This is a genomic window from Neobacillus cucumis (assembly GCF_016908975.1).
Classification (GTDB): domain Bacteria; phylum Bacillota; class Bacilli; order Bacillales; family Cytobacillaceae; genus Neobacillus; species Neobacillus cucumis.
On record NZ_JAFBEX010000022.1, the window covers coordinates 38,838 to 63,494 of the forward strand.

Sequence of the window (24,657 nt, forward strand, 5' to 3'; positions counted from 1 at the left end):
TCCCCTTTCCAGTTACCGCCAATACGAATTTCAACAAAACAAATGGGGCAAAATATATACGAGCAATTTTTATATTGCTCAAAAAAAATTCGTCGGGAGTGATGTATCATGGGTAGAAACAAACTTTTGGTTCCTGGTTCAGGTGATGTCCTAAATCAAATGAAAGAGGAGATTGCCAACGAGTTTGGCGTTCATCTTGGTGCTGATACGACCGCGCGAGCAAACGGTTCAGTCGGCGGCGAAATGACCAAACGTCTTGTCGCTTACGCTGAACAAACATTACGAAATCACCAAAATCAATAACTGGTGAAGTCAAAAGGGTGTCCAATCTGGACACCCTCCTCAGATAAATTTAATTAGCAAAAAGAATCTTTATCTCACTTTCCGCTTCAACCATCCTGCCAAATCGATAGCCTTCGATTAGTAGATGTCGTTCATGGTCCGTTAAACGACGGTTCCATTTTGTTTCTAAGTAAAGGATTACTTCGTTATAAAAAATTTCCGGATATTCAAAAGGGGTATTCATCTCCTTCTCCTCCTTTTCTTCATCGCCTCTTCCTTTACCATCATGTCCAAATTCTCGACTATTTAAAAAGGATCATCGCAATATGGCGAAAGATCACAAACGAGTTTTAGAATAATCCCTTTTCTTTTTATTTATGCAGAAATTTAAAATTGGTATAGGTCAATCGATTTAGGCAAGATTCATTATTTTTGAAAAATAGGAAATAATAGTCTTGGAACTGGTTAAAGAACTATGTAAATGGATGGTAATCGGTTTATAAATATTATATTATGAGAAAGCGGTGAACGTGTTTATGAATCAAGATTTTACCATTAATCATGAACAGATACCCAATTTTAAGAGTCATGACGAAGCACGAACATATTTAAAAAATCTTTATGGTGATCGTTTTTTATTAAGATTGACAGAAATGAGGGATGGGAAACGCGTAAATATGTACCATCTTGTGAAAGATCCTGAGGTTTATCAACCTTATATGGAAAGCTTTTCTCATGACGTTAAACATGATATAACCAACATTGATGTATTTAAAAGTTATAATACCATCGAAATAGATGAAAATGGACACGTGCGTTTTCAATCATGAAAAAGGAAGGCATATTATTTGCCTTCCCTCAATAGCTTTAAATGGTGCTCTGTTTCCCCAAGATTTTTCGGATAAAATGAACAATAAAAGTACTTAAGAAAATGCCAATTAAGATACTAAAAAACACAAATTCATCCATATGAAATCCAAAAGCAGAAACAATCATCTTCACGCCAATGATTGCCACAAGGACAAATGCAGTCGTTTCGAATTCTGGCACCCTTTCGATGAGTGCCAGAAATAGGTGTGCTACTCCCCTCATCATCAAGATTCCAATTACTCCTCCAAGCAACAAAATCCACTCTTGATTTGATACACCAAACGCAGCGATGACGCTGTCAAAGCTAAAAGCAATATCCATCAGCTCTACAGTTATAACGGTCTGCCAAAAACCCTTCTTTCTGCTCGTAACTTCGTCTTCCTCATCATTTTTATTTAAAAGGTTTTGAAACACAATCCAAAGGAGATAGTGCCCTCCAACAATTTTTATCCAAGGAATGGTTGTTAAGGTTACGCCAACTCCAATGGCAAATACTCGAAAAAAATACGCGCCAAATATCCCATAAAATAAGGCTTTTCTTCGCTGGTTCTTGGGCAGGTGTTTTACCATCACCGCTAAAACCAGAGCATTATCGGCCGACAATAACCCTTCAAGAATAATCAAGGTACCGATAACTCCCCAACTAGCAGGATTCGTAAATACTTCTTTGAATGCCTCGAATGAAAAGATGGTTGTATAACTATTTATCATTTCATGTAAGAAGTCCATCTGGATCTGTTTCTCCCTTTCTTTTTCCAGTAATGTTTGTCCAATTAAACAGGATTGTCTTCTTACTTAAATGTATGTAGGGTAAATCGATATATGACAAGCATTCTCTATTGTTACCAAGTTAACAAAAAACCTGTATACCATTTACTAAACGGTATACAGGCGGTAGTTCCTATTCATTGATTAGATTGATAAAACGCTCAACGACTTCATCGACAAATTTCACCGTTGCCTCATCTGTAAGACGACCGGAGTTCACATCAAATTTCGTCATAGCTTGATTAATGAGAATTTCGTTGCCCACTGGTGATAAGAGCTTAACTTGTAAAGCTGTTAAAATTTGTCTTAATTGAAGCTGCGCACGCAATGTTCCCATTAATCCGGTAGCAGCCCCGGCTGTCATGACTGGCTTCCCAATTAATACTTTATCTACTCGTGATAACCAATCTAAGGCGTTCTTTAACACCCCTGGAATCGACCAGTTGTATTCCGGAGTAATGATGATGACACCGTCAGCTTCATTTACTTTTTGTTTAAATTCAACTACTGATTCGGCAGGATTGAATTCTTCATCCTGGTTAAAATACGGAAGCAAGCCGAGATCTAGTACCTCTAGTTCAAATTTAGCTGCAAATCGATCCTGAATCGTAAAGGCTAGTTGCTTATTATATGAATCTTTCCGCAAACTTCCTACTAGTGCTACAATTTTCATACTATTTCCACCTTTTTTATGTAATTTAATTCGATTATAGAAATAAATATAGTTAAATTCAAATGACTTGCTCCTATGTTAGAAAAAAAGCTGATTTCAGGTGAAATCAGCTTTTGTCATTATTTGTAAATAGCAGCCACAACCTGGTCATAGGTCATTTTACTATCAACCACATATACACCAGGTTTTAATTTATTTTCTAGTCCTTTTCTCTCGATATCCTTTGAAAATTCAAAGGCGTTCTTCACCAGATTTGCTCTAACAAGGGTTCTGCCCACATCAATACTAGTCATTCCATCAGATACATTAACAACAACACGTGTGACTGTGTTAGAAGCAGGAGTGGCAGCAGTCGCTTTTGCTTGTACCGATGCTTTTGCATCTTGTACCTGCTTATCATTTTCAGCCTTCGTTTGTACAATATAGCCAGTTGCTTGAAGTTGCTTTTTCATTTCATCAGCGGTTAGTTGAACCTTCTTAGTGACCGTCGTCACAGCTGGTTTAGTGGTTGTTTTGGCAACATCATTTTTTCCAGTAAGATAAATTGCTCCACAAATGGTGGTCGTGATCAGCATACCGGCAGCAAAACTGCTAAGTAAGTTAAATTTCATTTGCAACCTTTCTCCCTTCCTTTATTGTCCGGTAAGGAGCAAGTACCTGCTCGATTTTTTCAATGCTTACTTGTTTCATGTCGGCAATACTCTCGGTCGAGTAATTCCGGTTCGCTAAATCGAGGACTTCACGCATGAACACTTTTTCTTCAGAAGAAAGTTGAACGCCTGCTTCCTTCATTATGACTTCAAGATCAAGTTCGATGTTTCTAATTGACTCTTGAAGAGCATTGATTTCCTTCATAGTTTCAATATGAATTAAATCAATTTGTTTATGTTGTGCCTTTGATTTTTGAGAAGTTCTGGAAATAGAAATCACTAGCAAAATAATAGAAATCCCAAATAACCCGGCTAAAGTCCATAGCATCATCATTAGTACCTCCAATAATTAATAACAATACACTATTATACAACCATTCTAGTTTTTTTGGCTAATTTTATTGCAAAATACAGCTAAAGTCGTAGAGATTTGGAAAATTTCAGCGAAATATGTAAACATATTTTTCAAATTCGACATTAATCTACCAATAAAAAAACGATGAGATACAATTCTCATCGTTACTTTTTATTAAGCTTTGTTAAATTGGGCTGTTAATTTCCGCTGCAGGTGCTCGCTTTCCGCGGGCGTGCCGGGGTGCCGGGGTGCCTTCACGGCGCTGAATGCGCCTGTGGGGTCTCCCCAGCCCCGTACTCCCGCAGGAGTCGAGCACCTTCCGCTCCAATCAACAGAATATAAAAACAACCATATCGTTTAATAGAGCCTTTTTAAGATTGGAAAACTCGATCGATTTCTTGGATTTCAGCATCCGTTAATTGGATTTCTAAGGTTTTGAGGTTGTTCAATACTTGCTCAGCTCGTTTAGCACCCGGAATAATGACATCAATCGCCTCACGTGTCAAATACCATGCAAGGACAACATGGGCAACCTCTGCTCCCTTTCCATTGGCAATGTCGCGAATATGTTCCATTTTTTCCAATGTCGCTTCAAATGTTTCTTTTTGAAAGAATTTACCGCGCTTTTCTTCTAGATTTGTATTCTTGTTGTATTTGCCAGTTAACAAACCAGAAGCAAGTGGGAAATACGGGATATAAGAAATTCCATTATTAATGGCATAAGGAAACAATTCTTTTTCTGCATCTCGGCTCAATAAGTTATACTCACCTTGATAAACATCAACATAGCCATCTTTATTCGCTTCTCTTAACTGCTCAATTGAAAAATTGGATACACCGATTGCGCGGATTTTCCCTTCATCTTTCAGTTGTTTTAATACACCAACAGCTTCATCTTTTGGTGTATCTTTATCAGGAAAGTGAATATAAAATAAATCTATGTAATCGGTTTGCAAACGCTGTAAACTTTCTTCGACAGATTGCTTTAAAAAGGAAGGTGAATTATCGATGACGATGTCTTTCCCTACGAATTTATGAGCTGCCTTTGTCGCGATAACAAGCTGTGAGCGCGAGCCGATTTCTTTTACGACTTCCCCAATGATTTCTTCCGAACGTTTTGGACCATAAATAAAAGCGGTATCTAAGAAATTAATGCCATTCGCAATTCCCGTCCGAACTAACTCCCTTCCCGCTTCTTCGTCAAGGTTTTGGAATAGATTGTGACCACCTACTGCATTGGTGCCTAACCCAATTGGATTAACATATAAGTTAGTTTTACCAATACGAACTTGGTTTGACATTTCTAATCATCTCCTTTTTTTGCCTATGAATATAATAGCAGACTTTTGATTTTTCAACTAAGAAAAGGCTTTCTAGCTTCTAAAAATTAACTTCTTTAACTCATCCTCTGTATAGTGATCCTTAATCCCAGGTTTTGTTTGTAAATAATGAAAAATTTCTTCATTAGGATAGTCTACTTTTAATCCCTTAATAATTGTGGTTAAGTATGCATGTGAGGGCTTTTTCGATTCAACATCATTAATATTCCAAGGAGCTGTAAAGCTGAAAACAGGATAGCCCTCTTCCTCACCCAAATACAGTATATTTCCGTACCAAGCATCTCGGAATACTTTTGATCCATTTTTGATCACTTCATCCATATCAATATGAAAATCGATTCCGTTGTTTTCCTGGCTTACAATATCCCTAAACTGCTCCAAGGTAATTAAATATCTTTTACTTAACGTAGCACAGCCGGGATCTTCGGTTAGGTCTATAAATGCCACCCCTTTAGATCCCCATTTGCGAGCTTCTTTTGCAAAGTAAAGTGGATAGTTCATAGTGAATGTAGATGAAGCGATTGGAAGTGAGGGATCTTTACATCCGGTCTCTACCTTTGTTGAACCCTCAGGTTTGCCTCCTTTTATATAGCATAAAAAACGCTCAGTATTAATATTTGAACCATAACTCGCATACCAGACATACTTTTCAGTCAAGATTGATCACCCACATTCTACCTGTTTTTATCTATTTTAACACTCTTTAAAGAAAGGTTATTCCTAACAGTACAATATTAATAGACCATTTAAAAATAGCTCAAACTATTCACATACTATTTCCTTTTAATAGGAGGATAAAATGAAACTAACCGATCTACTTATAAAATGCTTAGAAAACGAAGGAGTTGAATACATATTTGGAATTGTTGGGACCGAAACATTGGATTTCGCAGATTCTTTATCAAAATCAACTCAAATCCAATATGTAAATGTCAGACACGAGCAAGGGGCGGCTTTTATGGCTGATGTTTATGGGAGATTAACAAAAAAAGCAGGCGTCTGCCTATCAACTCTTGGTCCTGGAGCAACCAATCTCGCTACAGGTATCGCCAGTGCACAGCTCGACCATTCTCCACTAGTCGCAATCATTGGACAAGCGGGTGTAGAACGGCAGCACAATGAATCACACCAATTTATCGACGTCAAAAGTCTACTAGAACCGGCTACTAAATGGAACACCCAAATTCAAGATTCAAAAGCGGTTCCAGTTAGTATCCGAAAAGCTTTTAGATTAGCCCAAATGGAGAAACCGGGTTCAGTCGCCATTATCCTACCGGAAAACTTTGCAGCCGAACAGATCATGAATGAACCTTTACCCGTGACCCCAACACCTGAGACCGTTCCGGATGTAACATCTTTACAGGCTGCGAAGGAACTTATTCAAATGCATAGTAGACCATTCATTATCATAGGAAACGGTGTTATACGCCAGGAGGCGGCTATGGAGCTTGAAACCTTTATCAATACCCTTCAAGCTCCTTGCACTCACAGTTTTATGAGCAAAGGGGTATTACCGAAGGATCATCCACTTAATTATTTCACTTTTGGATTGAAAGAACACGATTATGTTCTCCTTGGAATGGATGAAGCAGACCTTTTAATTGTCATCGGTTTCGACTTTGTTGAACAATTGCCCAATGCTTGGAATAAAAATAAACTCCCGGTTTTACATATTGATACCTTACCAGCCGAAGTAAATGAATATTACCCTGTTAAATGCGAGCTGGTCGGTTCACTAAAAAAGACGATTCATGCCTTAAACCAAGCAGAAATACCAGTCAAACCATGGCAGCCATCAGGGGAACTTCAAATACAAATAAAAACGAACTATCAAATTTACGACCAATCGGATGAATCCCTAACAATAGAGAGTGTCCTACATCTTATCGAAAAGCTTTCAACAGAGAATACGATTGTCATTTCCGATGTGGGCGACCATAAAGTATCGATTGCTAAAACCTATCAACCTAAAAAACCAAACCGGTTAATCATCTCAAATGGATTAGCCTCTATGGGCATCGCGATTCCAGGGTCGATTGGAGCCAAACTAGCCTGCCCTGATGATCCTGTTATTTGTATTACGGGTGATGGCGGGGCTCTTATGAATTTTGCTGAACTGGAGACTGCTAGGCGGCTTGGTCTTTCCTTTACCATTATTATATTAGATGATTCCATGTTAAAACTCGAAGTAAAGCAAATGGACAAAAAGTTTGGTGACCACTATGGAGTAACCTTCCAAAACCCTGATTTCGTCCAATTAGCAAATAGCTTCGGGGTGAAGGGCATCCGACCGAAATCAAAAGCTGAACTGGAAAATATCCTTAAAGAGCCACAGAGGGAAATAGTTGTCATCGATCTTGTAACCAAAAATAAATCCTATCCCAAGTAACCTTGGATAGTCACAAAAAAAATAAGACCATGCCTGTAGCCAAGAATGGTAAAAGGCATGGCTTTATTTGTTATATAACAAACTAAACTGTACTATATCAAACAGATGAAAAATTGTAACGGGAGCTAAGACAATTATTACTTATCATGAATTTAGAGCTAAGAAAACCGCTTACAATTTTATAACAAAAATTCTGTTGTAACTAAATTTGCATCCTGTTACAATCAAATCATAGAATTTATAGAAAATTTATAAAATTCTAATTGTTATATCCACTTGTGATTGGAGGAGTATTGGTTGTCAAAATTACCAAAAGTGAATGAATTAGGTTTCTTTGAAATCCGATTGGAATCGATTGGCGGTTTAGGAGCCAATTTAGCCGGGAAACTGCTTTCCGAGGATGGAGTGGTCGGAAACGGACTCAATGGGGTCGGTTTTTCATCCTATGGATCTGAGAAAAAAGGATCGCCTGTAAAAGCACATATCCGCTTTTGTGACCCAAAAATAAATATACGTGACACCACACCAATTGAACGTCCTCATGTAGTCGCTATTTTCCATGATGCCCTTTTCAAGACCAACCATTGTACAAGTGGAATTTACCCTGATAGTACCATTTTAGTCAACTCTCAAAAATCTTCTGATGAACTTAAAAATGAATTGAAAATTCCTAGCGGCACCATTGCCATTGTTGATGCAACAGGAATTGCCCTCGAAGAACAAACCAAAGCCAACACTGCCATGCTCGGAGCGCTTTATCGAATTTTAACTTTCTTAAACCCAGAGTCCATGAGACAGACCATCCGCCGCACATTCGAAAAAAAATACCCACACCTAGTTGAACCCAACATCCGTACATTTGATCGAGGCTTTAATGAAGTCATTTTCCAAACGTATGAAAATGATGACTCGATCCCATTAGCACCATTTAAGCGAGCTGAGCCAATACTTGGTTATGAAACACAGACCATTGGCGGGACCATAACCAATCCCGGAAATAGTATCCTAAAAGACTTAAGTATTTCTCGAGCCGGGATGCTTCCTCATTTTCATGAAGATAAATGCATTAATTGTGCCGCATGCGATACCGCTTGCCCAGACTTCTGCTTTGTTTGGGAAGAGAAAGCAGACAAACGCGGGCGTCCGCAAATGTTCCTGCAAGGAATTGATTACCAATATTGTAAGGGCTGCTTGAAATGTGTTCATGCTTGTCCTGTTGACGCCTTATCAAGTGAACGGGAATACAATGACGGTTACGCAGACAAAAATCGCGTACCACATTTATGGGATCTAGTTATTCAAAACTAAGGAAAGGGGCAGAAATTGATGACCATTGAAATAAATCAAGAAAATATAACCGTTCCAAAAGGAACGATTGAACAGAGTATTGTCTTTGAATCTGGTAACGAAATGGCTGCCTATGCAGCCCACCAAATTAATTATCATGTAATGGGCTATTATCCAATCTCCCCTTCCACTGAAGTCGCTCAATTCCTTGATGGGATGAAAGCGAAAGGTGAACATGATATTGTTCTCATTCCTGCTGACGGAGAGCACGGTTCAGCTGGTATCTGTTATGGCGCATCCACTGGCGGCGGACGTGTGTTCAACGCCACTAGTGCTAATGGTTTTTTATATATGTTAGAGCAGCTGCCGGTTCAATCCGGTACTCGCTTTCCTATGGTCTTAAATTTAGTGAACCGGTCTGTGTCAGGTCCATTAAATATTCATGGTGATCATTCTGATCTCTATTTTGCATTGAATACCGGCTGGCCGATTCTAATGGCGCGTGACCCGCAAATCGTTTATGACATGAACATTATCGCTATTAAACTAGCAGAAGACCCTGAAGTCCGCCTTCCGGTTATTGTGTCATTTGACGGTTATTTTACCTCACATCAAAAACGACGTGTACAAGTTGTAAAGAATCGGGCAGATGTTCAAAAGTTTATCGGCGAACCGCCAAGAAACTTCCCGCATGCGCTCGACCGTGAGAATCCTGTTACGATCGGTCCCTATATGAATGAACCGGACTATATTAATAATTGCTATCAGCAATCGGAAGCGATGTATAAGGCTGAAGCTGTTTTCGAGAAAATTTCAAAAGAATATGCGAAATTAACAGGCCGCGAATATCCTGTTCTTGATTTATATCGGATGGAAGATGCGGAGATTGCGGTATTTATGCTGAATTCAGCTGCTGAAGTATGTAAAGACGTTGTTGACAAGTTACGTGCTAAAGGAATGAAAGCGGGGGTCATCTCCCCTAATATGATTCGTCCATTCCCACAGCAAAAGTTAGCTGAAGCATTAAAAAATGTTAAAGCGGTTACAGTTGGTGATCGTGCAGATTCTTACGGTGCACATGGCGGTAACATGGCCCTTGAGGTACGTGCTGCACTCCAAACGGTAGGTAACAGTCATACCAAAGTGGTAAACCGTGTGTATGGATTAGGCGGCAAGGATTTTTATGCGGATGAAGCTGAAACTTTTTTCCAATTAGCTGAAGAAGCTGCTGATAATGGTTTCGTAGAAAAGCCATTCGATTACTTTGGCCACAATCCAGGAAAGGCAGAGTTTGCACCGAAACGAGTTTTAAATCCGATGAAAAAAGAAGATTTAAATTCCGGATTAATTAATGTCACTCCTGACGAAGAAACGGGAGAATTAAAAGTAAAAATTCCTCCATTAAGAAGCCTTACGAAAAAACCAAAACGCTTGGCATCAGGGCACGGCGCATGCCCTGGGTGCGGAATCTTCTCGGGATTGGAGCTATTTTTTAAAGGCATTGAAGGAGATATTGTGGCGCTTTTCCATACAGGATGTGCGATGGTTGTTACAACTGGATTCCCTTACAGTTCTCACAAAGCAACCTATATTCATAATCTCTTCCAGAATGGATCGGCGACATTATCCGGTCTTGTCGAAATGTTTCATGAGAGAAAACGTCGTGGTGAATTAGATGAACTGGGATTGTCAGATGATTTTACTTTTGTGATGGTAACCGGTGACGGTGGAATGGATATTGGCATGGGGCCTGCCATTGGAACCGCTCTTCGTAATCATAAAATGATCATTCTTGAGTATGATAACGAGGGTTACATGAATACTGGCAGTCAATTGTCTTATTCAACACCGATGGGTCATATGACAAGCACTTCTAGTGTTGGGAAATTCCAAAAAGGAAAACCGTTCCATCACAAAGACACGGCGCAAATAATGGCGGCAACTCATATTCCATATGTCTTTACGGGAACTGAAGCGTTTGACCGGGATCTTTTGAAAAAGGCAGCTAAAGCTCAATGGTTCGCGCAAAATGAAGGATTGGTGTACGGAAAAATTTTAATTACCTGTCCGTTGAATTGGAAATCAAAAGATGAATTAGGTCAGTCAATCGTCGAGGCGGCAGTAAACTCCTGCTTCTTCCCGCTCTACGAGGTGGAGAATGGACTTACCACCATTACTTACGATCCTGAAGCTAAAAACAAGCGATTACCGGTGACGGATTGGCTAAAGATGATGGGCAAAACCAAACATTTGTTAAACGAAGACGCACAAGATTTATTGAAAATGTTTGATGATGAGGTAGAACGACGTTGGCTGAGACTGAAGGCAAAACATGAAAGTCCATACTTATAATTTGAAGATTTTTTATTTTCACTGATAAATTTTAAAAAACGCTGATTTATGGAAAAAATCGCTGAAAAGCGTTTAAAAATCGCCGATATATGAAAAAAATCGCCGATAAGGTGTAATATTATACGAAAATAAACTAAAAATCCCGCTGCGAGCACTCTCACAGCGGGATTTTTCTAAAAGTTAAGCTAATAAATTTGGACTTCGAGAAATGTCCAGCTCCAGGCGCCTTCGGCTCGAGGTCACAAGTCAATCCATCCAAAAGGTTAAAAAACAACCTTTCGACCGGCTCGCCTTGTGCTTGTCGCCGATATGCGGGCGCCTTACGCTTTTCTTATTCAAACAATGGACTTACTGCTTTTTGATTATGAATTCGATCAATCGCCTCTACTAGTAATGGGGCAACTGATAAAGTTGTAATTTTGTTGATCCGCTTTTCTTCTGGCATCTCAATCGTATTGGTTACAACTAATTCTTTAATCGGTGAAGATTCAATTTTACTAATCGCATCAGCAGAGAATACAGGATGGGTACAGCAAGCATACACGGTATTTGCTCCCCTCTCTACTAAAGCATTTGCAGCCATGGTGATTGTTCCACCAGTATTAATTAAATCATCAACAATAATGGCATTTTTACCTTCAATATTCCCAATGACATTCATGATCTCCGTTTCACCGGATTCATCCTGTCTTCTATCAATTAAGGCAATCGGCGCATTTAACATACTTGCCAACTTTCTAGATCGAATGACTGCACCATTATGAGGGGCAACCACTACGACATCCTCTAATCCTTTTTTCTCAAAATAAGTTCCAAGGATGGGGTTGGCAATCAAGTGATCAACCGGAATATCAAAAAAGCCTTGTACTTGTGGGGCATGAAGGTCCATTGTTAAGACTCTCGTTGCTCCGGTTCTTTCTAACAGTCTTGCTACTAATTTCGCTGTAATTGGCTCACGAGGTCTTGCTGTACGGTCTTGGCGAGCATAGCCATAGTAAGGTATAACTACGTTAATCATTCCAGCTGAGGCTCTTTTCAAGGCATCCACCATAACCAAGAGCTCCATAATATTATCATTAATAGGATGTGAAGTGGATTGCATCAAAAATACTTCACTGCCCCGAACACTTTCTTCAATATTAACTTGAATTTCCCCATCACTAAATTGGGTACTAGAGCTTTTTCCTAGTTCACACCCTAACAACTTAGCCATTTCATTAGCTAGCTCACGATTCGAATTTAATGAAAACATCTTAAAACTCTTCTTCAGTTGATACGTCACCTTTGATCCCCCAAAATATGTTTATTGATTCATTATTAACTCTTGTCCATTTCTCTATTCTACATGAAGAAAAGAAATCAGGGTAGAATTTGCACTTAAAAATTAAACAAAAAAACCAAGGTAGTGCATTCTACCTTGGTTTTCTATTTTACCATTTATTCATTTGCTAATAAAATAGACATAAATTCATCGCCTGTGATGGTCTCTTTTTCTAACAGATATTTAGTCAATTCATGTAATTTATCCTTATTTTTTTCTAAAATCTCAATTGCATTTTGGTGGCAAGATTTAATAATCTTTAGAATTTCAGCATCGACTCTTGCAGCAGTTTCCGCTGACACCATAAGTGATGTATCGCCGCCTAAATAAGGGTTATTTACGGTTTCCAGTGCCATCATATCAAACTCTTCACTCATACCAAACCTTGTTACCATGGCTCTAGCAATTTTTGTAGCTTGTTCAATATCAATGGAAGCTCCTGAAGTCACTGTTTTAAAAATAATCTCTTCAGCGGCACGGCCTCCCATATAGGTAGTGATTTTATCCAAGGCCTGTTCTTTCGTCATTAACACCGTCTCCTGCTCGTCTACTTGCATGGTGTAGCCTAGAGCACCAGAGGTTCTTGGGATAATCGTAATTTTATGAACAGGTGCTGAATGGTTTTGTTTGGCTGCTACCAAGGCATGCCCGATTTCATGATAAGAAATTGTTAGTTTATCCTTCATAGAAATCACTGCATTTTTGCGCTGGTAACCGGCAATCACGACTTCAACAGACTCTTCTAAATCATTTTGTGTTACTTTGTTACGACCTAATCTCACCGCTCTTAAAGCTGCTTCGTTAATAATATTGGCTAAATCAGCACCAGAAGCTCCAGATGTCGCTCTAGCAATTAAATCAAAGTTGACATCATCAGCTAATTTCACTTTGGCTGCGTGCACATTTAGGATCGATTCACGCCCCTTTAAGTCGGGCAATTCTACTGGAACTCTTCGGTCAAATCGGCCAGGTCTTAAAAGTGCTTTATCAAGTGTTTCTGGTCTATTCGTTGCCGCTAGGATAATAATACCTTTATCGGCTTCAAATCCATCCATTTCCGTTAATAGCTGATTCAAGGTTTGTTCTCGCTCATCATTGCCCCCAGGCATGCCAGAATTACGGCTTTTTCCAATCGCATCAATTTCATCGATAAACACGATACATGGGGCTTTTTCTTGTGCTTGTTTAAACAAATCTCTAACTCTAGCAGCCCCCATTCCAACAAACATCTCAACAAACTCAGAACCAGACATGGAAAAGAATGGAACTTTCGATTCGCCTGCTACTGCTTTGGCTAGCAATGTTTTACCAGTACCAGGAGGTCCTACTAACAAGGCACCCTTCGGGATGTTTGCGCCAATTTCTTTATATTTTTTCGGATTATGAAGGAAGTCAACAATCTCTTGAAGTGCCTCTTTCGCTTCATCTTGACCAGCGACATCTTTAAACGTAATCCCTGTTTCTTTTTCAACGTATACCTTGGCATTACTTTTGCCAAATGATAAACCGCCGCCGCCCATCATCTTTCCTTGCATCTTCTTTGTTAGCCATTGTCCAAGTGCAATAAAAATGGCAAACGGTAGAATCCAGCTAAGAATAAAATTTAACAACGGTGAAGTCTCTTTTGGAATGACCTTTGTAAATTTCACATTTGCATTATGCAAACGATCTACTAATTCAGGGTCTTCAATTGTCCCTGTTTTATAGACCTTCGTTTCGTTATTTTGTTTTGCCTTAAAGGTAATTGTACTATCATCAATTTCAACCTGTGTAACATTCCCCTTATCAACCATCGTTAAGAACGTGCCATAATCAACTTCTTTTACCGAGTAGTTTGTAAAAAATGGAAAAATAAATGAATTTAATAACAGGATAATGACGATGGTTATTCCATAATAAAAAACAAGCGGCTTCTTTGGTGGTTTTACTTTTTTCACTTTTGTTCCTCCATTATGAACTTTTTCGGACTAGTCCATTTTTTAAAAGATTCATCTCTATTTTATAATTAGCCAATGCTTCTTCTTGCGAAAGCTCATTGGCAAACTTTTCAACCACATTTCTTAGTGTAATGGTAAAAACGATTTGCAAGAGATGAAATAAATCCTTGTGATTAGAGATATTTAAGTTACTCGTATTTAATAAAGATACAAGTTCAAGTAATCTTCCGTTAGATTCTTGGTCTTTAAAAATTTTTGAAAAAGATAATTCTATTTTATAAGTCATATTTAAGAATGCATTTTTGAGAAAATGAACATCCTCTTCTTCCATAATGATGTGTTGATAAAACTCAATCATGGTAGTAAATAAATCGCCATTATATTTTTCTAGCAGAACACCAAATTTATTTCTTATACTTTTAACCAATTCATTTAATAGAAAAAAGAAGGCATCTTCTTTATCGTCAAAATATTGATAAAAGCTTCCACGCGGAATATTCGCTGATTTGATGATATTTGAAATTGATGCATCATATAGCGGAACTCTTGAAAATTCTTTTTTCATTGCCACAATTAGTGTCTGTTTTTTTTCATCAGGTAGATTTATAAAAGTGACTTTGGGCAATGGGAACTCCCCCAATTCTAACTAATATATTTTATGACATACTGTCATTATGAATACATTCTAGATGACACGCTGTCACTTGTCAAAGAAATAGTATTGAACATTATTTATAATAAGGAAAAATAAATATTTCAATATAAACGAATTTTATATATTTTCTAAAAATTTGTTGTCTTTATTGAGAATTATTGGTATTATTACTATCGTTAAAAAATTATAAATCAGGGGGTTATGAAAATGGGCAAAAAGTCCATCGTTGTTTTACTATCTATTGTGCCATTTATATTGATGCTGGCAGCCATTCCATTTGTTAACCGCGTCCAGCCAATTATCTTTGGATTACCCTTTTTGGCGTTTTGGTTATTTTTCGGAATGTTAATAACGCCATTATGTACTTATGCTATTTTTAAATTACAAAAAACAGAAAGAAGTGCAGAGTAATGCAAGGAAATGTTACAGCTTTGTTAATCACAGGAATCATTGTTTTAGGCGTTGTTTTAATTGGATTTTTATCCGGGCGAGATAAATCAAACAGGAGCTCTGTTGAAGAATGGTCCGTTGGCGGAAGACGATTCGGTACTCTACTTGTCTGGTTCTTAGTCGGTGCAGACCTTTATACGGCTTATACTTTTTTAGGCTTAACAAGTACCGCTTATACTGGCGGAAGTCTTGCATTCTTTGCCATTCCATATACGATCATTGCGTATTTTATCTCTTATTTTTTCCTTCCTAAGCTTTGGAAATTTTCAAAAAGTCATAAAATAACCACACTTGCCGATTATGCGAAGGTACGTTTTAATAGTAAGTTTTTATCCTTCTTAATTGCAGTGGTTGGTGTATTAATGCTTATTCCTTACATAGATTTGCAATTAGCAGGGATTCAAGATACGTTGACGGTTGCCGGAACAGGTTATATTAACGTAAAAGTAGTTGTGATCGTTTCATTTCTTTTAGTTGCTTTATTTACCTTCTTTAGCGGTATAAAAGGACCAACCTATACAGCAGTCATTAAGGATGTTTTAGTGTGGGTCGTTATGTTATTCCTTGTGGTTAATCTTCCGATTATGCATTTTGGAAGCTGGGGAGCCATGATTGATAAAGTTGCAACCGATTCTCCACAGTTATTAACCATCCCGACTACAGGACCAAAAGGGATTCCGTGGTTCTTGACCGCTTCCCTGGTTTCCGGATTAGCATTATTTATGTGGGCTCATGCAGCAACTGGTGTCTTTACGGCTAAAAGTGCTGATGCGCTTCGAAAAAACGCTATCTTTTTACCATTATATAATATCGTTTTAATTTTACTGATTTTCCTTGGTTTCGTAGCCTATCACGTGCTGCCAGCAGGAACAAATCCTAGATTTGCGTTATTAAATTTGATTCAGGTTTCATATGGTGGAACCGTCCAAGGTTTAGCATATGCTACTATTGCCCTTGCTTCACTGATTCCTTGTTCAATTATGGCGATTGGGGCTTCAAATCTGTTTGCCAATAACATCTACAGAGATTTAATAAATCCAAAGGTCAAACCTGCAAAATTAACATTGATTACACGCTGTATGGTATTTGTCGTTATTGGATTAGCATTAGTGTTTGGGATGGTATTCCCTTCAGCACTTGTTTCATTGCAATTGCTAGGGGTATCCGGTATGGTACAAATCTTCCCAGCAATCGTGTTTAGCTTATTTTGGAAAAATCAAACGAAAGAGGCAACCATTGCGGGATTATTTGTTGGTTTAGTAGTTACTTTCACAGTCTATGCAACTGGGAAATCCTTTGGTATTTATGAAGGGTTCTGGGGGTTATTGGCTAATGTGGTCGTTACTTTTGTCCTTAATCCTATGTTTGTGTCGAAGATCAAGAACAAATCCAATCCTGTGCTAGATCAATTATTTGGTAAGCAAAAAAGCAGTTTAAGAAAAGGCGCTTAAAATTTAAAAAGACCTATTCTTCTATTTTAATAGATAGAGGAGTAGGTCTTTTTATACTTTGTTATGGCCTGTCATTGCCCAAGCAGAATTGAAATGGTTCAGCTTGTCCATGAACCTGTCTTTCATTGCCCGAGTGAAGGTTAAATTGATTCAGATTGTCCATGAACCTGCCTTTCATTGCCCGAGTGAAGGTTAAAATGATTCAGCTTGTCCATGAACCCGCCTTTCATTGCCCGTGCGAAGGTGAAAATGGTTCAAGTTGGCCATGAACCCGCCTTTCATTGCCCGAACGAAGTTCAAAATGGTTCAGCTTGTCCATGAAACATATTTGAGAACATTTATAACAAGCATAGTATCAGGGTTGTTCTAGAACCATTCATGCGTACACCACTCTCTGATTTTTGGTATGATTTGTCCGCATGGGCCCTTCATGTGGACACGATCCTCTGATTTTCACTCTGTTTTGTCCGCATGAGGTCTTCATGAGGACACCACTCTCTGATTTTCGGTATGATTTGTCCGCATAGGCCCTTCATATGGACATAATACTCTGATTTTCAGTTTATTTTGTCCACATGAACCAGTGATGCCAAAAAGAATTCACATTAATACTCCACTTACCCAATTGCCCCGGCTACATCATAAAGACTAAAATCGATCTCAGTTGCCTCTCCAATAACATGCTTAGCAAGCTCAGCACCTATGAATGGTCCACTTGTTAAGCCGGATGCACCCAGACCGTTTGCCACAAAAACTCCTTCATAATGTGGCAAGGCACCGACTACTGGCAAAAAACCAGGTGTAAAAGGACGAAACCCTACACGCGTCTCCATGTATGTACCATTCGAAAGCCCTGGGGCTACCTCGATGGCCTTATTTAAAATTTCTTGAATTCCCCCGATGGTTACTCGATGATCAAACCCTGCCTCATTTTCATGGGTAGAACCAATAACCACTCGACCATTTTCAAACGTAAGGATATATTGATTGGTGACCGGCATTACCACTGGCCATGAGGACGTATCCACATTAGGCAATTCGAGATGAACGATTTGCGCCTTTTGCGGCTTTACTAAAAACTCAACCCCTAACGGCTGAAATAGCTCATTTGACCAAGCCCCTCCCGTTACAATGACCTGGTTGGCTGCTAAAAATGTCCCCTCAAGGTTTACCCCAACAACAAGTTTTCCTTCAGAAACCAACGAGGCATTTCCTCTCATATATTTAGCCCCATTTTTTTGAGCACCACGAATCAAGGCATCACGTAATGAGCGACCATCAACCCGTGCACCTCCACTGACATGAACGGAACCAAAGTCACCAGAAAGCGGCGGAAATAAGCTCTTTGTTTCTGATGGAGTTAAAATTGTTATTTCCCCAATTTCAGGAGCATCCTCCCGGCGTTTCCCTGCCCGCTCTGCCATCTGTTCTAGCTTTGCAGGATCAGTATGGAGGCTAATCGCGCCAACACGTTTATAGCCGGTATCTGTTTCACCATCCGCCTCCAACTGTGCAATTAACTCGGGATAATAACGGGCACCGCCTTTTGCCAGCTGATACCAGGCTTTATTTCGTCGCTGTGAAAGCCATGGACATACGATACCAGCTGCAGCATCAGTGGCTTGACCAGTATTATGCCGGTCTATTAAAATAACCTCTACACCAAACTTGGCAAGATGATAAGCGGTCGAAGCCCCAACAATTCCCGCTCCAATGATAATAACATTTTGCATATAACACCTTTTCTATGTAAATTTTTAAATATGATTTTAATATCCAAAATTATAACATGAAAGTGTTCCTAAGATTAAAATACCTGACATCAATTAGGTTTTGCTATCAGTGAAGTAATCATTCCGATGATAAAGATCGATAGGCATGAATAAAGAACTGCGGACAACCCTATGATTTGTAATGCAGCTAAGGCAATCAAACCATCGATTATTAAAATAACCATCCCGATATTTAATGAAAAAGCTTCTGATAATAAGCTGGCTAATAAATCCGTCCCGCCTGTGCTTGTCTCGTATCGAAGCATGATTCCAACTCCTAAACCGATGATGATCCCCCCTAAAAGCACACTGGTAAAGATAGGTAGCAAGAATTGGTTACTTAAAGGTTCTAACCAATCTATACTAATAGAAACAATAACTAAACCTAGAAAGCTATTATAAAAAAAGATGGGTCTGTAAATCCATGTATAAATACACAAAGGAATGCTTAAAAGGAATAATGCTAAACCCGTCGGAAAGCCAGTATAATAATGAAGTACAAGAGCGATTCCGGTAATGCCACCATCAAGTAAATGATGCGGTATTAAAAAACCGTTTAAACCTATACTCAATAGTAAGCTTCCTATAATGACAGCAAAGACTTTCTGAAAGATATCAATCACCTTTTATTGTTTTTTATCTCATTATATGTCCAAGCATTCTAATTAGAATGAGATCATTTTTTCACATAAAAAAGAAGTGCCTGTCCCACTTTCATTAAAAGTAGTGGAACAGGCACTTTGCCTATTAATGGTTAAACCCCTCTTTTATTTCCCCATAAAAAAGTATGCAATTGAGGGAGCACTTTAACGTTGTTAAGGTCAGGATCGAGCATTACTTTATCAATGAGCTGCTCATATTGATTTAACAAATGTAACAGCAATTTCTGGTTATCCCCAGTCGTAATATCATTATTTCCTACCTGTACAAAAAACGGAACATCAGGGTAGCGGAGATGAATATTTTTGGCATATTGATAATCGGCATCGTCAAATACAACGACCTTTAAGCTGACATTCCCAGATTGATTATTTTCTTTTAGATTATCAATAATTAGATCTAGCACTTGGAAATCAGTTTGCATAGAAGAACTAGGCGGCTTCGGTGAAATCGTTAATTCATCAATCTTATAAAACCAATCCTGCCACTTGCTTCCTTGAGTTTCCAATCCTATTTTCACATGATGATCTTTTAAAATATCAATCAATGAATCTAAATTTTTTAATAAAGCAGGATTTCCACCAGAAATGGTGACAAAAGAAAAATTCTCGCCACCAATTTGTTTTAGTTCATGCAAAATCTCTTCAGCTTCCATCATTCGGATATCATTTTTTCCAGTGCCATCCCATGTAAAAGCAGAATCACACCAACTGCAGGAATAATCGCAGCCCGCGGTTCTGACAAACATTGTTTTTTGACCGATAACCATCCCTTCACCTTGAATGGTCGGTCCGAAAATTTCCATTACGGGAATTTTACTCATTTTCCATCCACTCCCGTCTAGCTTCTGAATAACTTGTTGGGGTTTCGAATAAACGGACAAACTCCATCCTTGCCCCTTTATACTCTTCCTGTTTATCTTTTAATGCATCAGACATTTTTTCGTAAATCCAAACCACCATGTTTTCTGCCGTGGTATTCATTGGCGGCAGAGTCTCATTGAGATAGCGATGGTCAAGGTAAATTTCAATTTCCTTTTTCCAGATTTCTTTAATATCACCGAAATCCATCATAAGACCACGGTCATCGACAAAACCGCTAATACCAAAAATAACTTTATAGGTATGACCATGAAGATTTTTGCATTTCCCTTCATAGTTATGCAAATGATGTGCGGCATCAAAGGTGAATTCTTTGCTTACTAAGACTCTTTTATGATGGTATTTTAATTGATTAGGTTGAATGTCTTCGTTTATTTTTTGAAGTTTATCGACAATGTGGAATCCGTACATGTAATGATCACGCCTCTCTAGTTGACAAGTATTTCTCAAGGCCTTTTTTCCTTAATTGACAAGAAGGACATTCACCACAGCCGTCGGCAATAATTCCGTTATAGCAAGTTAAGGTTTTTTCACGTACAAATTCTAAGGCATCCAGTTCATCTGCCAGCTGCCAAGTTTCTGCCTTATCCAGCCACATTAACGGTGTATGAATGACAAACTCCTTATCCATCGACAGGTTTAAGGTGACATTTAGTGATTTAATAAAGATATCACGGCAATCTGGGTATCCACTAAAGTCAGTTTCACAAACACCAGTAACAAGGTGCTTTGCCCCAACTTGACTCGCTAAGACTCCAGCAAATGAGATAAATAACAGATTCCGACCAGGAACAAAGGTCGATGGCAGCTCACCATCTACACCTTCTTTTACCTCAATGTCATCTCGTGTTAAGGCGTTCGGAGCTAATTGGTTTAAGAGTGACATATCTAGAATATGGTGCCTGACACCAAGTTCATTTGCTATATTTTTAGCACATTCAATTTCTAAAGCATGCCTTTGATTATAATCAAATGTGACTACTTCTACTTCTTTAAATTGTTTGAGGGCCCAAAACAAACAGGTGGTGCTATCTTGCCCGCCACTAAATACTACGACTGCTTTTTCATCCTTTAACATAATAGGAATCTCCTTTCAAAAGAAAAAACAACACCCCAAGATAGAAGTGCTGCTTCATCTTAGTTTTTTTAACGAGGGGGACTAGAACCTCTTCTATAAAAATTCAATACTAAAAATTATATCATAAAAACATTACAAAGGGTACCTATTTTATATGTTTTTTCAATTCGACCAGATCAAATTTAGCCGGCAAGGAACCAACTTGCGTTGTGGCTACCGCTCCCACTTGATTGGCGAACTGGAGATACGCAGTTAAATCCGTTTGGTCAACTGGTTTCCCTTTGTCGTGAAAGCGATACAGAAGTGCGGCCATAAAGGCATCACCTGCCCCATTGGTATCAACAGCATTTACTGATGGAGCGGGTACGAAAACCTTGTGTCCATTCCCAATCGCATAAGCACCTTTCCCTCCCATTGTAACAAACAGGAAAGGGATCTTCCATATGGATAATTTTTCTAAGCCGATCTCTAACGAATCCGTTTCCGTTAAAAAAGATAACTCATCCTCAGCGATTTTAACAATATCGGCTTTTTTTAGAAAAGAGGTAATGGTTTGACGGCATTGTTCTTCACTTTCCCATCGTTGCAAGCGAATGTTCGTATCGAAGGCTATGACATTACCGAATTCCTTGGCATACTTTAAGGAAGTTTCAGTGGTCTCTTTTGCTTTGGGATGAAAAAGGGTTCCCGAACCAAAATAAAAAAACTTTGACTTCTCAAACACTTCTTTTCTAATTTCATTTGCGGTTAAGACTTCATCTGGCGTTTCATTTATATAGGAGTGAAAAAATCGCTCTCCGTTTTCCTTTGTATGAACATAAACTCCGCAAATTTTTTTACTGGAAGTGTGAACTGCATATTGGGTGTTGATGCCTTCTTTTATTAATTGTTTTTTAACAAACTGGCTTGTATCATCTTCCCCTAATTTACATAAGTAGTATGTAGGAATTCCGAACCGGCTTGTTCCTACTGCAACGTTTACAGTTGCACCTCCTAAAAGCGGCTGAAAATGCGTGTTGGTATTGTCGACTGGAATATAGTCAACAAAAGGTTCGCCTAATGATATGACTCCTTGTTTTTCCAAAATAAATCTCCTTTGAACCATTTCCTTATTCTATTGATCCGCAAATTCTCTAGCAATTCTCTCAAACGCTTCTTTAATCATTGGACGAGGAGATGGGATACAAATTCTTTGATAGTTGAGTCCCTCTTCGCCAAACATTTTTCCATCTTCAAGAATGACATTTGCTTTATTATAAATACGGTCATGAACCTCTTCAGGGGTTAAACCGTACCCGCTAAAGTCCATCCACATAATATACGTTCCCTCAGGGATTCTTACCTTCACTTTTGGCATATGTTTCGCTAAAAACTGGGCCACCCATTCCATTGTCCCATCAATATACTCCTTAAGCTGCTCAAGCCATTCTTCACCATCATGGTAGACAGAAATCAAGGCAGACACTGTGAACGGGGAAGGTAAATGGTTGCCCATCACATGAGTGAAAGTTTTTCGATGTTTAGGGTTTGAAATAATAGCATTGGTACAATGAAGCCCCGCAAGATTAAATGTTTTGTTAATCGCTGTAAATGAAATAATATGGTCGGCATTCTCCGCTACTTTTGCAATTGGTGTAAAAGTTTGATTCCGCCTGATTAAATCACCGTGAATCTCGTCTGCAACAATCAGAACGTTATTCCGTGCACAAATATCGGATAATTGCTGAAGTTCTTCCTTAGTAAAGATTCTTCCTGTTGGATTATGAGGATTACATAAAATGAACATTTTTGTGTTTTCGTTTTTTGCTTTTTCCTCAAAATCCACAAAATCAATATGATAATAGCCCTCTTCATCGCATTTAAGGGCGTTATTTAAGAGTTCCCTACCGTTAGCTTTAATTACAGCAGAAAACGGAGGATAGACAGGACGTTGAATAATAACCCCTTCTCCAGGATTGGTAAATGCTCTAACCGCGATGTTTAATGCATGGACAGTCCCAGGACTATAGATAATCTCTTCCTTCTTGATGTCCCAATCATGTCTCTTTTTAAACCAATGTTGAATTGCTTCAAAATATTCATTCGGAAAAATGGAATATCCGAAAATTCGATGATCAACCGTCTTATGTAAGGCATCTATCAAGGCTTGAGGCACAGGTAAATCCATATCTGCTGTAAATAACGGAATGGTTTCTTCATCGTATCTGTCCGTAAGCCCCATCTTTTTAATCAAGTCCCCGCCATCCCATTTGATGGAATAAGTCCCTCTTCGATTCACAATTTCATCAAAATTATATTTCATGCCTATATCACCTTTCGTCGTCGAATAGATGTTGTACCTTATAATCAGTCATTTTATATCATCTGCATCTTATTCAAATCGTAACCTACAACGGCGAAATTTTCCATTTAAATGTCTTCCAATTCAATAAATCATGCCAGGATAGGATTATTGGTGACAGGCACTATTTTTCCTATCCTGGCATGATAAATGGTGACAGGCACCATTTAGTAATTCAGTTTAGCGAGCATGTAGAGTTCGGCTTGGAGCTTGTCTAGGATTTGGGTGAAGGGGGTGTGCATGAAGAGTGGGAAGAGGTCTTCGAGTGCGTCTTCGTAATCTTGTCCCATTAGTTCTCGTAAATTTACATATCTTTCATAGAGCATGGCTTTTTCGAAGTCGATTCCTAATTCATAGAGACCCTGGAATAATGCTTCCTTTGGAATTTTCTTAATCTTTCTAAAGACCACTTCATTTTTATCAATTAACTTTTCATTTAAGTAATGCGTTACATAATCAGTATAAATGATCTGTCCAACATCATCTGTTTCCTGCTTGGAATAGTTAAATCCAATCACATGATGCTCCTTATTTTCATGAAGAATAAACGTTTTATTTCCTCTTAAATGAGTAATAAAACTTTTTACATTTCTGTCAAAAATCTTATCAAACTGGATGATTTGCTGGAGCTTATAGGCAAACTCATTATGTTCTTCCCCTACAACAAACAACCTGTCCACAATCGGTAGTAGTTTTAATACCCCTTCAGATAATTGGCTTGAGGCATCATATATCGTGATGTCGTGGGCTTTCTTCATTCGCTTAACTTGACGTTTTTGTTCAGTAACCGATAACTTAGAGAATTCGTGAATCAGTTCATGTGATGTATTTTCTTTAAGTAACGATCCATAGGAAATGAATGCAACGGATAAATTCGTATTGGCTTTAAGCCAATGATAAACCGATACAGACAACTCTGTTACACCTGAGTTTGACTTTGGAGAATAAAAACCAACTAAATACAATTCTATCACCTGCCTTAATAAATGATATTCGCTGGCAGAGAAATGGAATGGGACAAATCACCAGTTCCAAAACAAAAGCGCAAGCGCCTTGAACAGCCCCGACAAGCATAAGACGCTCAGGGAATTAAGGCGTTTTTTGCCTTCATTCCCTGAGCGTCTGTAGACCATCGAGGGGCTAGG

The 24,657-nt window shown here is 38.6% G+C and carries 26 protein-coding genes; 8 read left to right on the forward strand and 18 right to left on the reverse strand.

Going from position 1 to position 24,657, the window contains the following annotated elements; all coding sequences use genetic code 11:
- Nucleotides 1-108: 108 nt before the first annotated feature.
- A complete protein-coding gene (locus JOC76_RS23300; RefSeq protein ID WP_205181170.1) occupies nt 109-303 on the forward strand; it encodes an alpha/beta-type small acid-soluble spore protein in 195 nt (64 codons plus the stop codon).
- A 49-nt stretch (nt 304-352) separates the two neighbouring features.
- Here JOC76_RS23300 and JOC76_RS23305 read toward each other — a convergent pair whose 3' ends face one another.
- Nucleotides 353-526, reverse strand: coding sequence for a hypothetical protein (locus JOC76_RS23305; protein ID WP_205181171.1), 174 nt, complete (start codon nt 524-526; stop codon nt 353-355).
- A gap of 292 nt (nt 527-818) precedes the next feature.
- Here JOC76_RS23305 and JOC76_RS23310 point away from each other — a divergent pair, with 292 nt between their 5' ends.
- Nucleotides 819-1,112, forward strand: coding sequence for a hypothetical protein (locus JOC76_RS23310; RefSeq protein WP_205181172.1), 294 nt, complete (start codon nt 819-821; stop codon nt 1,110-1,112).
- A 37-nt stretch (nt 1,113-1,149) separates the two neighbouring features.
- On the opposite strand, the gene JOC76_RS23315 is transcribed toward JOC76_RS23310, so the two are convergent.
- The 6 genes from JOC76_RS23315 to JOC76_RS23340 form a co-directional block, all read right to left on the reverse strand.
- On the reverse strand, nt 1,150-1,881 hold the full coding sequence (locus tag JOC76_RS23315) for a TerC family protein (protein ID WP_205181173.1): 732 nt from the start codon (nt 1,879-1,881) through the stop codon (nt 1,150-1,152).
- Between the two features lie 172 nt (nt 1,882-2,053).
- Nucleotides 2,054-2,593: an NADPH-dependent FMN reductase gene (locus JOC76_RS23320; RefSeq protein ID WP_205181174.1), complete on the reverse strand. Its 540-nt coding sequence runs from the start codon at nt 2,591-2,593 to the stop codon at nt 2,054-2,056.
- Nucleotides 2,594-2,712: 119 nt separating this feature from the next.
- Nucleotides 2,713-3,204: an aminodeoxychorismate lyase gene (locus JOC76_RS23325; protein ID WP_205181175.1), complete on the reverse strand. Its 492-nt coding sequence runs from the start codon at nt 3,202-3,204 to the stop codon at nt 2,713-2,715.
- Nucleotides 3,194-3,577 carry a hypothetical protein gene (locus tag JOC76_RS23330; RefSeq protein WP_239557926.1) on the reverse strand — a complete coding sequence of 128 codons (384 nt, stop codon included), beginning with the start codon at nt 3,575-3,577 and terminating at the stop codon, nt 3,194-3,196. Before JOC76_RS23330 ends, JOC76_RS23325 begins: the two co-directional genes overlap by 11 nt.
- A 392-nt stretch (nt 3,578-3,969) precedes the next feature.
- Nucleotides 3,970-4,899, reverse strand: coding sequence for an aldo/keto reductase (locus JOC76_RS23335; protein WP_205181176.1), 930 nt, complete (start codon nt 4,897-4,899; stop codon nt 3,970-3,972).
- A 72-nt stretch (nt 4,900-4,971) separates the two neighbouring features.
- Nucleotides 4,972-5,595 carry a hypothetical protein gene (locus JOC76_RS23340; protein WP_205181177.1) on the reverse strand — a complete coding sequence of 208 codons (624 nt, stop codon included), beginning with the start codon at nt 5,593-5,595 and terminating at the stop codon, nt 4,972-4,974.
- 142 nt (nt 5,596-5,737) lie between these two features.
- On the opposite strand from JOC76_RS23340, the gene JOC76_RS23345 reads away from it, so the two are divergent.
- The 3 genes from JOC76_RS23345 to JOC76_RS23355 all read left to right on the forward strand — a co-directional run bounded on the left by JOC76_RS23345 (nt 5,738) and on the right by JOC76_RS23355 (nt 10,966).
- Complete coding sequence (locus tag JOC76_RS23345) at nt 5,738-7,327, forward strand: acetolactate synthase large subunit (RefSeq protein ID WP_205181178.1); 1,590 nt, start codon at nt 5,738-5,740, stop codon at nt 7,325-7,327.
- Nucleotides 7,328-7,624: 297 nt separating this feature from the next.
- Nucleotides 7,625-8,635: a 2-oxoacid:acceptor oxidoreductase family protein gene (locus JOC76_RS23350; RefSeq protein ID WP_205181179.1), complete on the forward strand. Its 1,011-nt coding sequence runs from the start codon at nt 7,625-7,627 to the stop codon at nt 8,633-8,635.
- An 18-nt stretch (nt 8,636-8,653) separates the two neighbouring features.
- Entirely contained in the window at nt 8,654-10,966 is a 2,313-nt protein-coding gene (locus tag JOC76_RS23355; RefSeq protein ID WP_205181180.1) for a thiamine pyrophosphate-dependent enzyme, read from the forward strand.
- A gap of 331 nt (nt 10,967-11,297) precedes the next feature.
- On the opposite strand, the gene JOC76_RS23360 is transcribed toward JOC76_RS23355, so the two are convergent.
- The 3 genes from JOC76_RS23360 to JOC76_RS23370 form a co-directional block, all read right to left on the reverse strand.
- On the reverse strand, nt 11,298-12,248 hold the full coding sequence (locus JOC76_RS23360) for a ribose-phosphate diphosphokinase (protein WP_307784758.1): 951 nt from the start codon (nt 12,246-12,248) through the stop codon (nt 11,298-11,300).
- Between the two features lie 155 nt (nt 12,249-12,403).
- Nucleotides 12,404-14,224 (reverse strand): ATP-dependent zinc metalloprotease FtsH, encoded by a 1,821-nt coding sequence (gene ftsH, locus JOC76_RS23365; RefSeq protein WP_205181181.1) that lies wholly within the window; start codon nt 14,222-14,224, stop codon nt 12,404-12,406.
- Nucleotides 14,225-14,237: 13 nt separating this feature from the next.
- On the reverse strand, nt 14,238-14,849 hold the full coding sequence (locus tag JOC76_RS23370) for a TetR/AcrR family transcriptional regulator (RefSeq protein WP_205181182.1): 612 nt from the start codon (nt 14,847-14,849) through the stop codon (nt 14,238-14,240).
- A 237-nt stretch (nt 14,850-15,086) separates the two neighbouring features.
- On the opposite strand from JOC76_RS23370, the gene JOC76_RS23375 reads away from it, so the two are divergent.
- From JOC76_RS23375 to JOC76_RS23385, 3 genes are read left to right on the forward strand one after another with little or no spacing between them, the layout of a single operon-like run.
- Complete coding sequence (locus JOC76_RS23375) at nt 15,087-15,290, forward strand: DUF3311 domain-containing protein (RefSeq protein WP_205181183.1); 204 nt, start codon at nt 15,087-15,089, stop codon at nt 15,288-15,290.
- Nucleotides 15,290-16,780: a sodium:solute symporter family protein gene (locus JOC76_RS23380; protein WP_205181184.1), complete on the forward strand. Its 1,491-nt coding sequence runs from the start codon at nt 15,290-15,292 to the stop codon at nt 16,778-16,780. The genes JOC76_RS23375 and JOC76_RS23380 overlap by 1 nt, the downstream gene beginning before the upstream one ends.
- Nucleotides 16,781-16,838: 58 nt before the next feature.
- The gene (locus JOC76_RS23385; RefSeq protein WP_205181185.1) at nt 16,839-16,976 is read left to right on the forward strand and encodes a hypothetical protein; all 138 of its coding nucleotides are present in this window, start codon (nt 16,839-16,841) and stop codon (nt 16,974-16,976) included.
- Between the two features lie 421 nt (nt 16,977-17,397).
- Here JOC76_RS23385 and JOC76_RS23390 read toward each other — a convergent pair whose 3' ends face one another.
- From JOC76_RS23390 to JOC76_RS23425, 8 genes are all read right to left on the reverse strand, one after another.
- Nucleotides 17,398-18,513: an NAD(P)/FAD-dependent oxidoreductase gene (locus JOC76_RS23390; RefSeq protein WP_205181186.1), complete on the reverse strand. Its 1,116-nt coding sequence runs from the start codon at nt 18,511-18,513 to the stop codon at nt 17,398-17,400.
- Between the two features lie 89 nt (nt 18,514-18,602).
- Nucleotides 18,603-19,166, reverse strand: a complete 564-nt coding sequence (locus tag JOC76_RS23395) for a YitT family protein (RefSeq protein ID WP_205181212.1) — start codon at nt 19,164-19,166, stop codon at nt 18,603-18,605.
- Nucleotides 19,167-19,306: 140 nt separating this feature from the next.
- On the reverse strand, nt 19,307-20,035 hold the full coding sequence (gene queE, locus JOC76_RS23400) for a 7-carboxy-7-deazaguanine synthase QueE (RefSeq protein ID WP_205181187.1): 729 nt from the start codon (nt 20,033-20,035) through the stop codon (nt 19,307-19,309).
- Nucleotides 20,028-20,504, reverse strand: coding sequence for a 6-carboxytetrahydropterin synthase QueD (queD, locus tag JOC76_RS23405; RefSeq protein WP_205181188.1), 477 nt, complete (start codon nt 20,502-20,504; stop codon nt 20,028-20,030). Before queD ends, queE begins: the two co-directional genes overlap by 8 nt.
- Before the next feature lie 7 nt (nt 20,505-20,511).
- The gene (queC, locus tag JOC76_RS23410) at nt 20,512-21,171 is read right to left on the reverse strand and encodes a 7-cyano-7-deazaguanine synthase QueC (RefSeq protein ID WP_205181189.1); all 660 of its coding nucleotides are present in this window, start codon (nt 21,169-21,171) and stop codon (nt 20,512-20,514) included.
- Between the two features lie 145 nt (nt 21,172-21,316).
- A complete protein-coding gene (locus JOC76_RS23415) occupies nt 21,317-22,255 on the reverse strand; it encodes a carbohydrate kinase family protein (RefSeq protein ID WP_205181190.1) in 939 nt (312 codons plus the stop codon).
- A gap of 30 nt (nt 22,256-22,285) precedes the next feature.
- Nucleotides 22,286-23,473 carry a MalY/PatB family protein gene (locus JOC76_RS23420; RefSeq protein ID WP_205181191.1) on the reverse strand — a complete coding sequence of 396 codons (1,188 nt, stop codon included), beginning with the start codon at nt 23,471-23,473 and terminating at the stop codon, nt 22,286-22,288.
- 206 nt (nt 23,474-23,679) lie between these two features.
- The gene (locus tag JOC76_RS23425; RefSeq protein WP_205181192.1) at nt 23,680-24,477 is read right to left on the reverse strand and encodes a hypothetical protein; all 798 of its coding nucleotides are present in this window, start codon (nt 24,475-24,477) and stop codon (nt 23,680-23,682) included.
- Nucleotides 24,478-24,657 lie beyond the last annotated feature (180 nt).

Coding starts and splice junctions, on each gene's coding strand:
- JOC76_RS23325 (WP_205181175.1), bottom strand. CDS start 3,204: ATGAAATTTAACTTACTTAGCAGTTTTGCTGCCGGTATGCTGATCACG.
- JOC76_RS23305 (WP_205181171.1), bottom strand. CDS start 526: ATGAATACCCCTTTTGAATATCCGGAAATTTTTTATAACGAAGTAATC.
- JOC76_RS23310 (WP_205181172.1), top strand. CDS start 819: ATGAATCAAGATTTTACCATTAATCATGAACAGATACCCAATTTTAAG.
- JOC76_RS23335 (WP_205181176.1), bottom strand. CDS start 4,899: ATGTCAAACCAAGTTCGTATTGGTAAAACTAACTTATATGTTAATCCA.
- JOC76_RS23420 (WP_205181191.1), bottom strand. CDS start 23,473: ATGAAATATAATTTTGATGAAATTGTGAATCGAAGAGGGACTTATTCC.
- JOC76_RS23355 (WP_205181180.1), top strand. CDS start 8,654: ATGACCATTGAAATAAATCAAGAAAATATAACCGTTCCAAAAGGAACG.
- queE (WP_205181187.1), bottom strand. CDS start 20,035: ATGAGTAAAATTCCCGTAATGGAAATTTTCGGACCGACCATTCAAGGT.
- queC (WP_205181189.1), bottom strand. CDS start 21,171: ATGTTAAAGGATGAAAAAGCAGTCGTAGTATTTAGTGGCGGGCAAGAT.
- JOC76_RS23345 (WP_205181178.1), top strand. CDS start 5,738: ATGAAACTAACCGATCTACTTATAAAATGCTTAGAAAACGAAGGAGTT.
- JOC76_RS23320 (WP_205181174.1), bottom strand. CDS start 2,593: ATGAAAATTGTAGCACTAGTAGGAAGTTTGCGGAAAGATTCATATAAT.
- JOC76_RS23380 (WP_205181184.1), top strand. CDS start 15,290: ATGCAAGGAAATGTTACAGCTTTGTTAATCACAGGAATCATTGTTTTA.
- JOC76_RS23375 (WP_205181183.1), top strand. CDS start 15,087: ATGGGCAAAAAGTCCATCGTTGTTTTACTATCTATTGTGCCATTTATA.
- JOC76_RS23330 (WP_239557926.1), bottom strand. CDS start 3,577: ATGATGATGCTATGGACTTTAGCCGGGTTATTTGGGATTTCTATTATT.
- JOC76_RS23300 (WP_205181170.1), top strand. CDS start 109: ATGGGTAGAAACAAACTTTTGGTTCCTGGTTCAGGTGATGTCCTAAAT.
- JOC76_RS23315 (WP_205181173.1), bottom strand. CDS start 1,881: ATGGACTTCTTACATGAAATGATAAATAGTTATACAACCATCTTTTCA.
- JOC76_RS23390 (WP_205181186.1), bottom strand. CDS start 18,513: ATGCAAAATGTTATTATCATTGGAGCGGGAATTGTTGGGGCTTCGACC.
- queD (WP_205181188.1), bottom strand. CDS start 20,504: ATGTACGGATTCCACATTGTCGATAAACTTCAAAAAATAAACGAAGAC.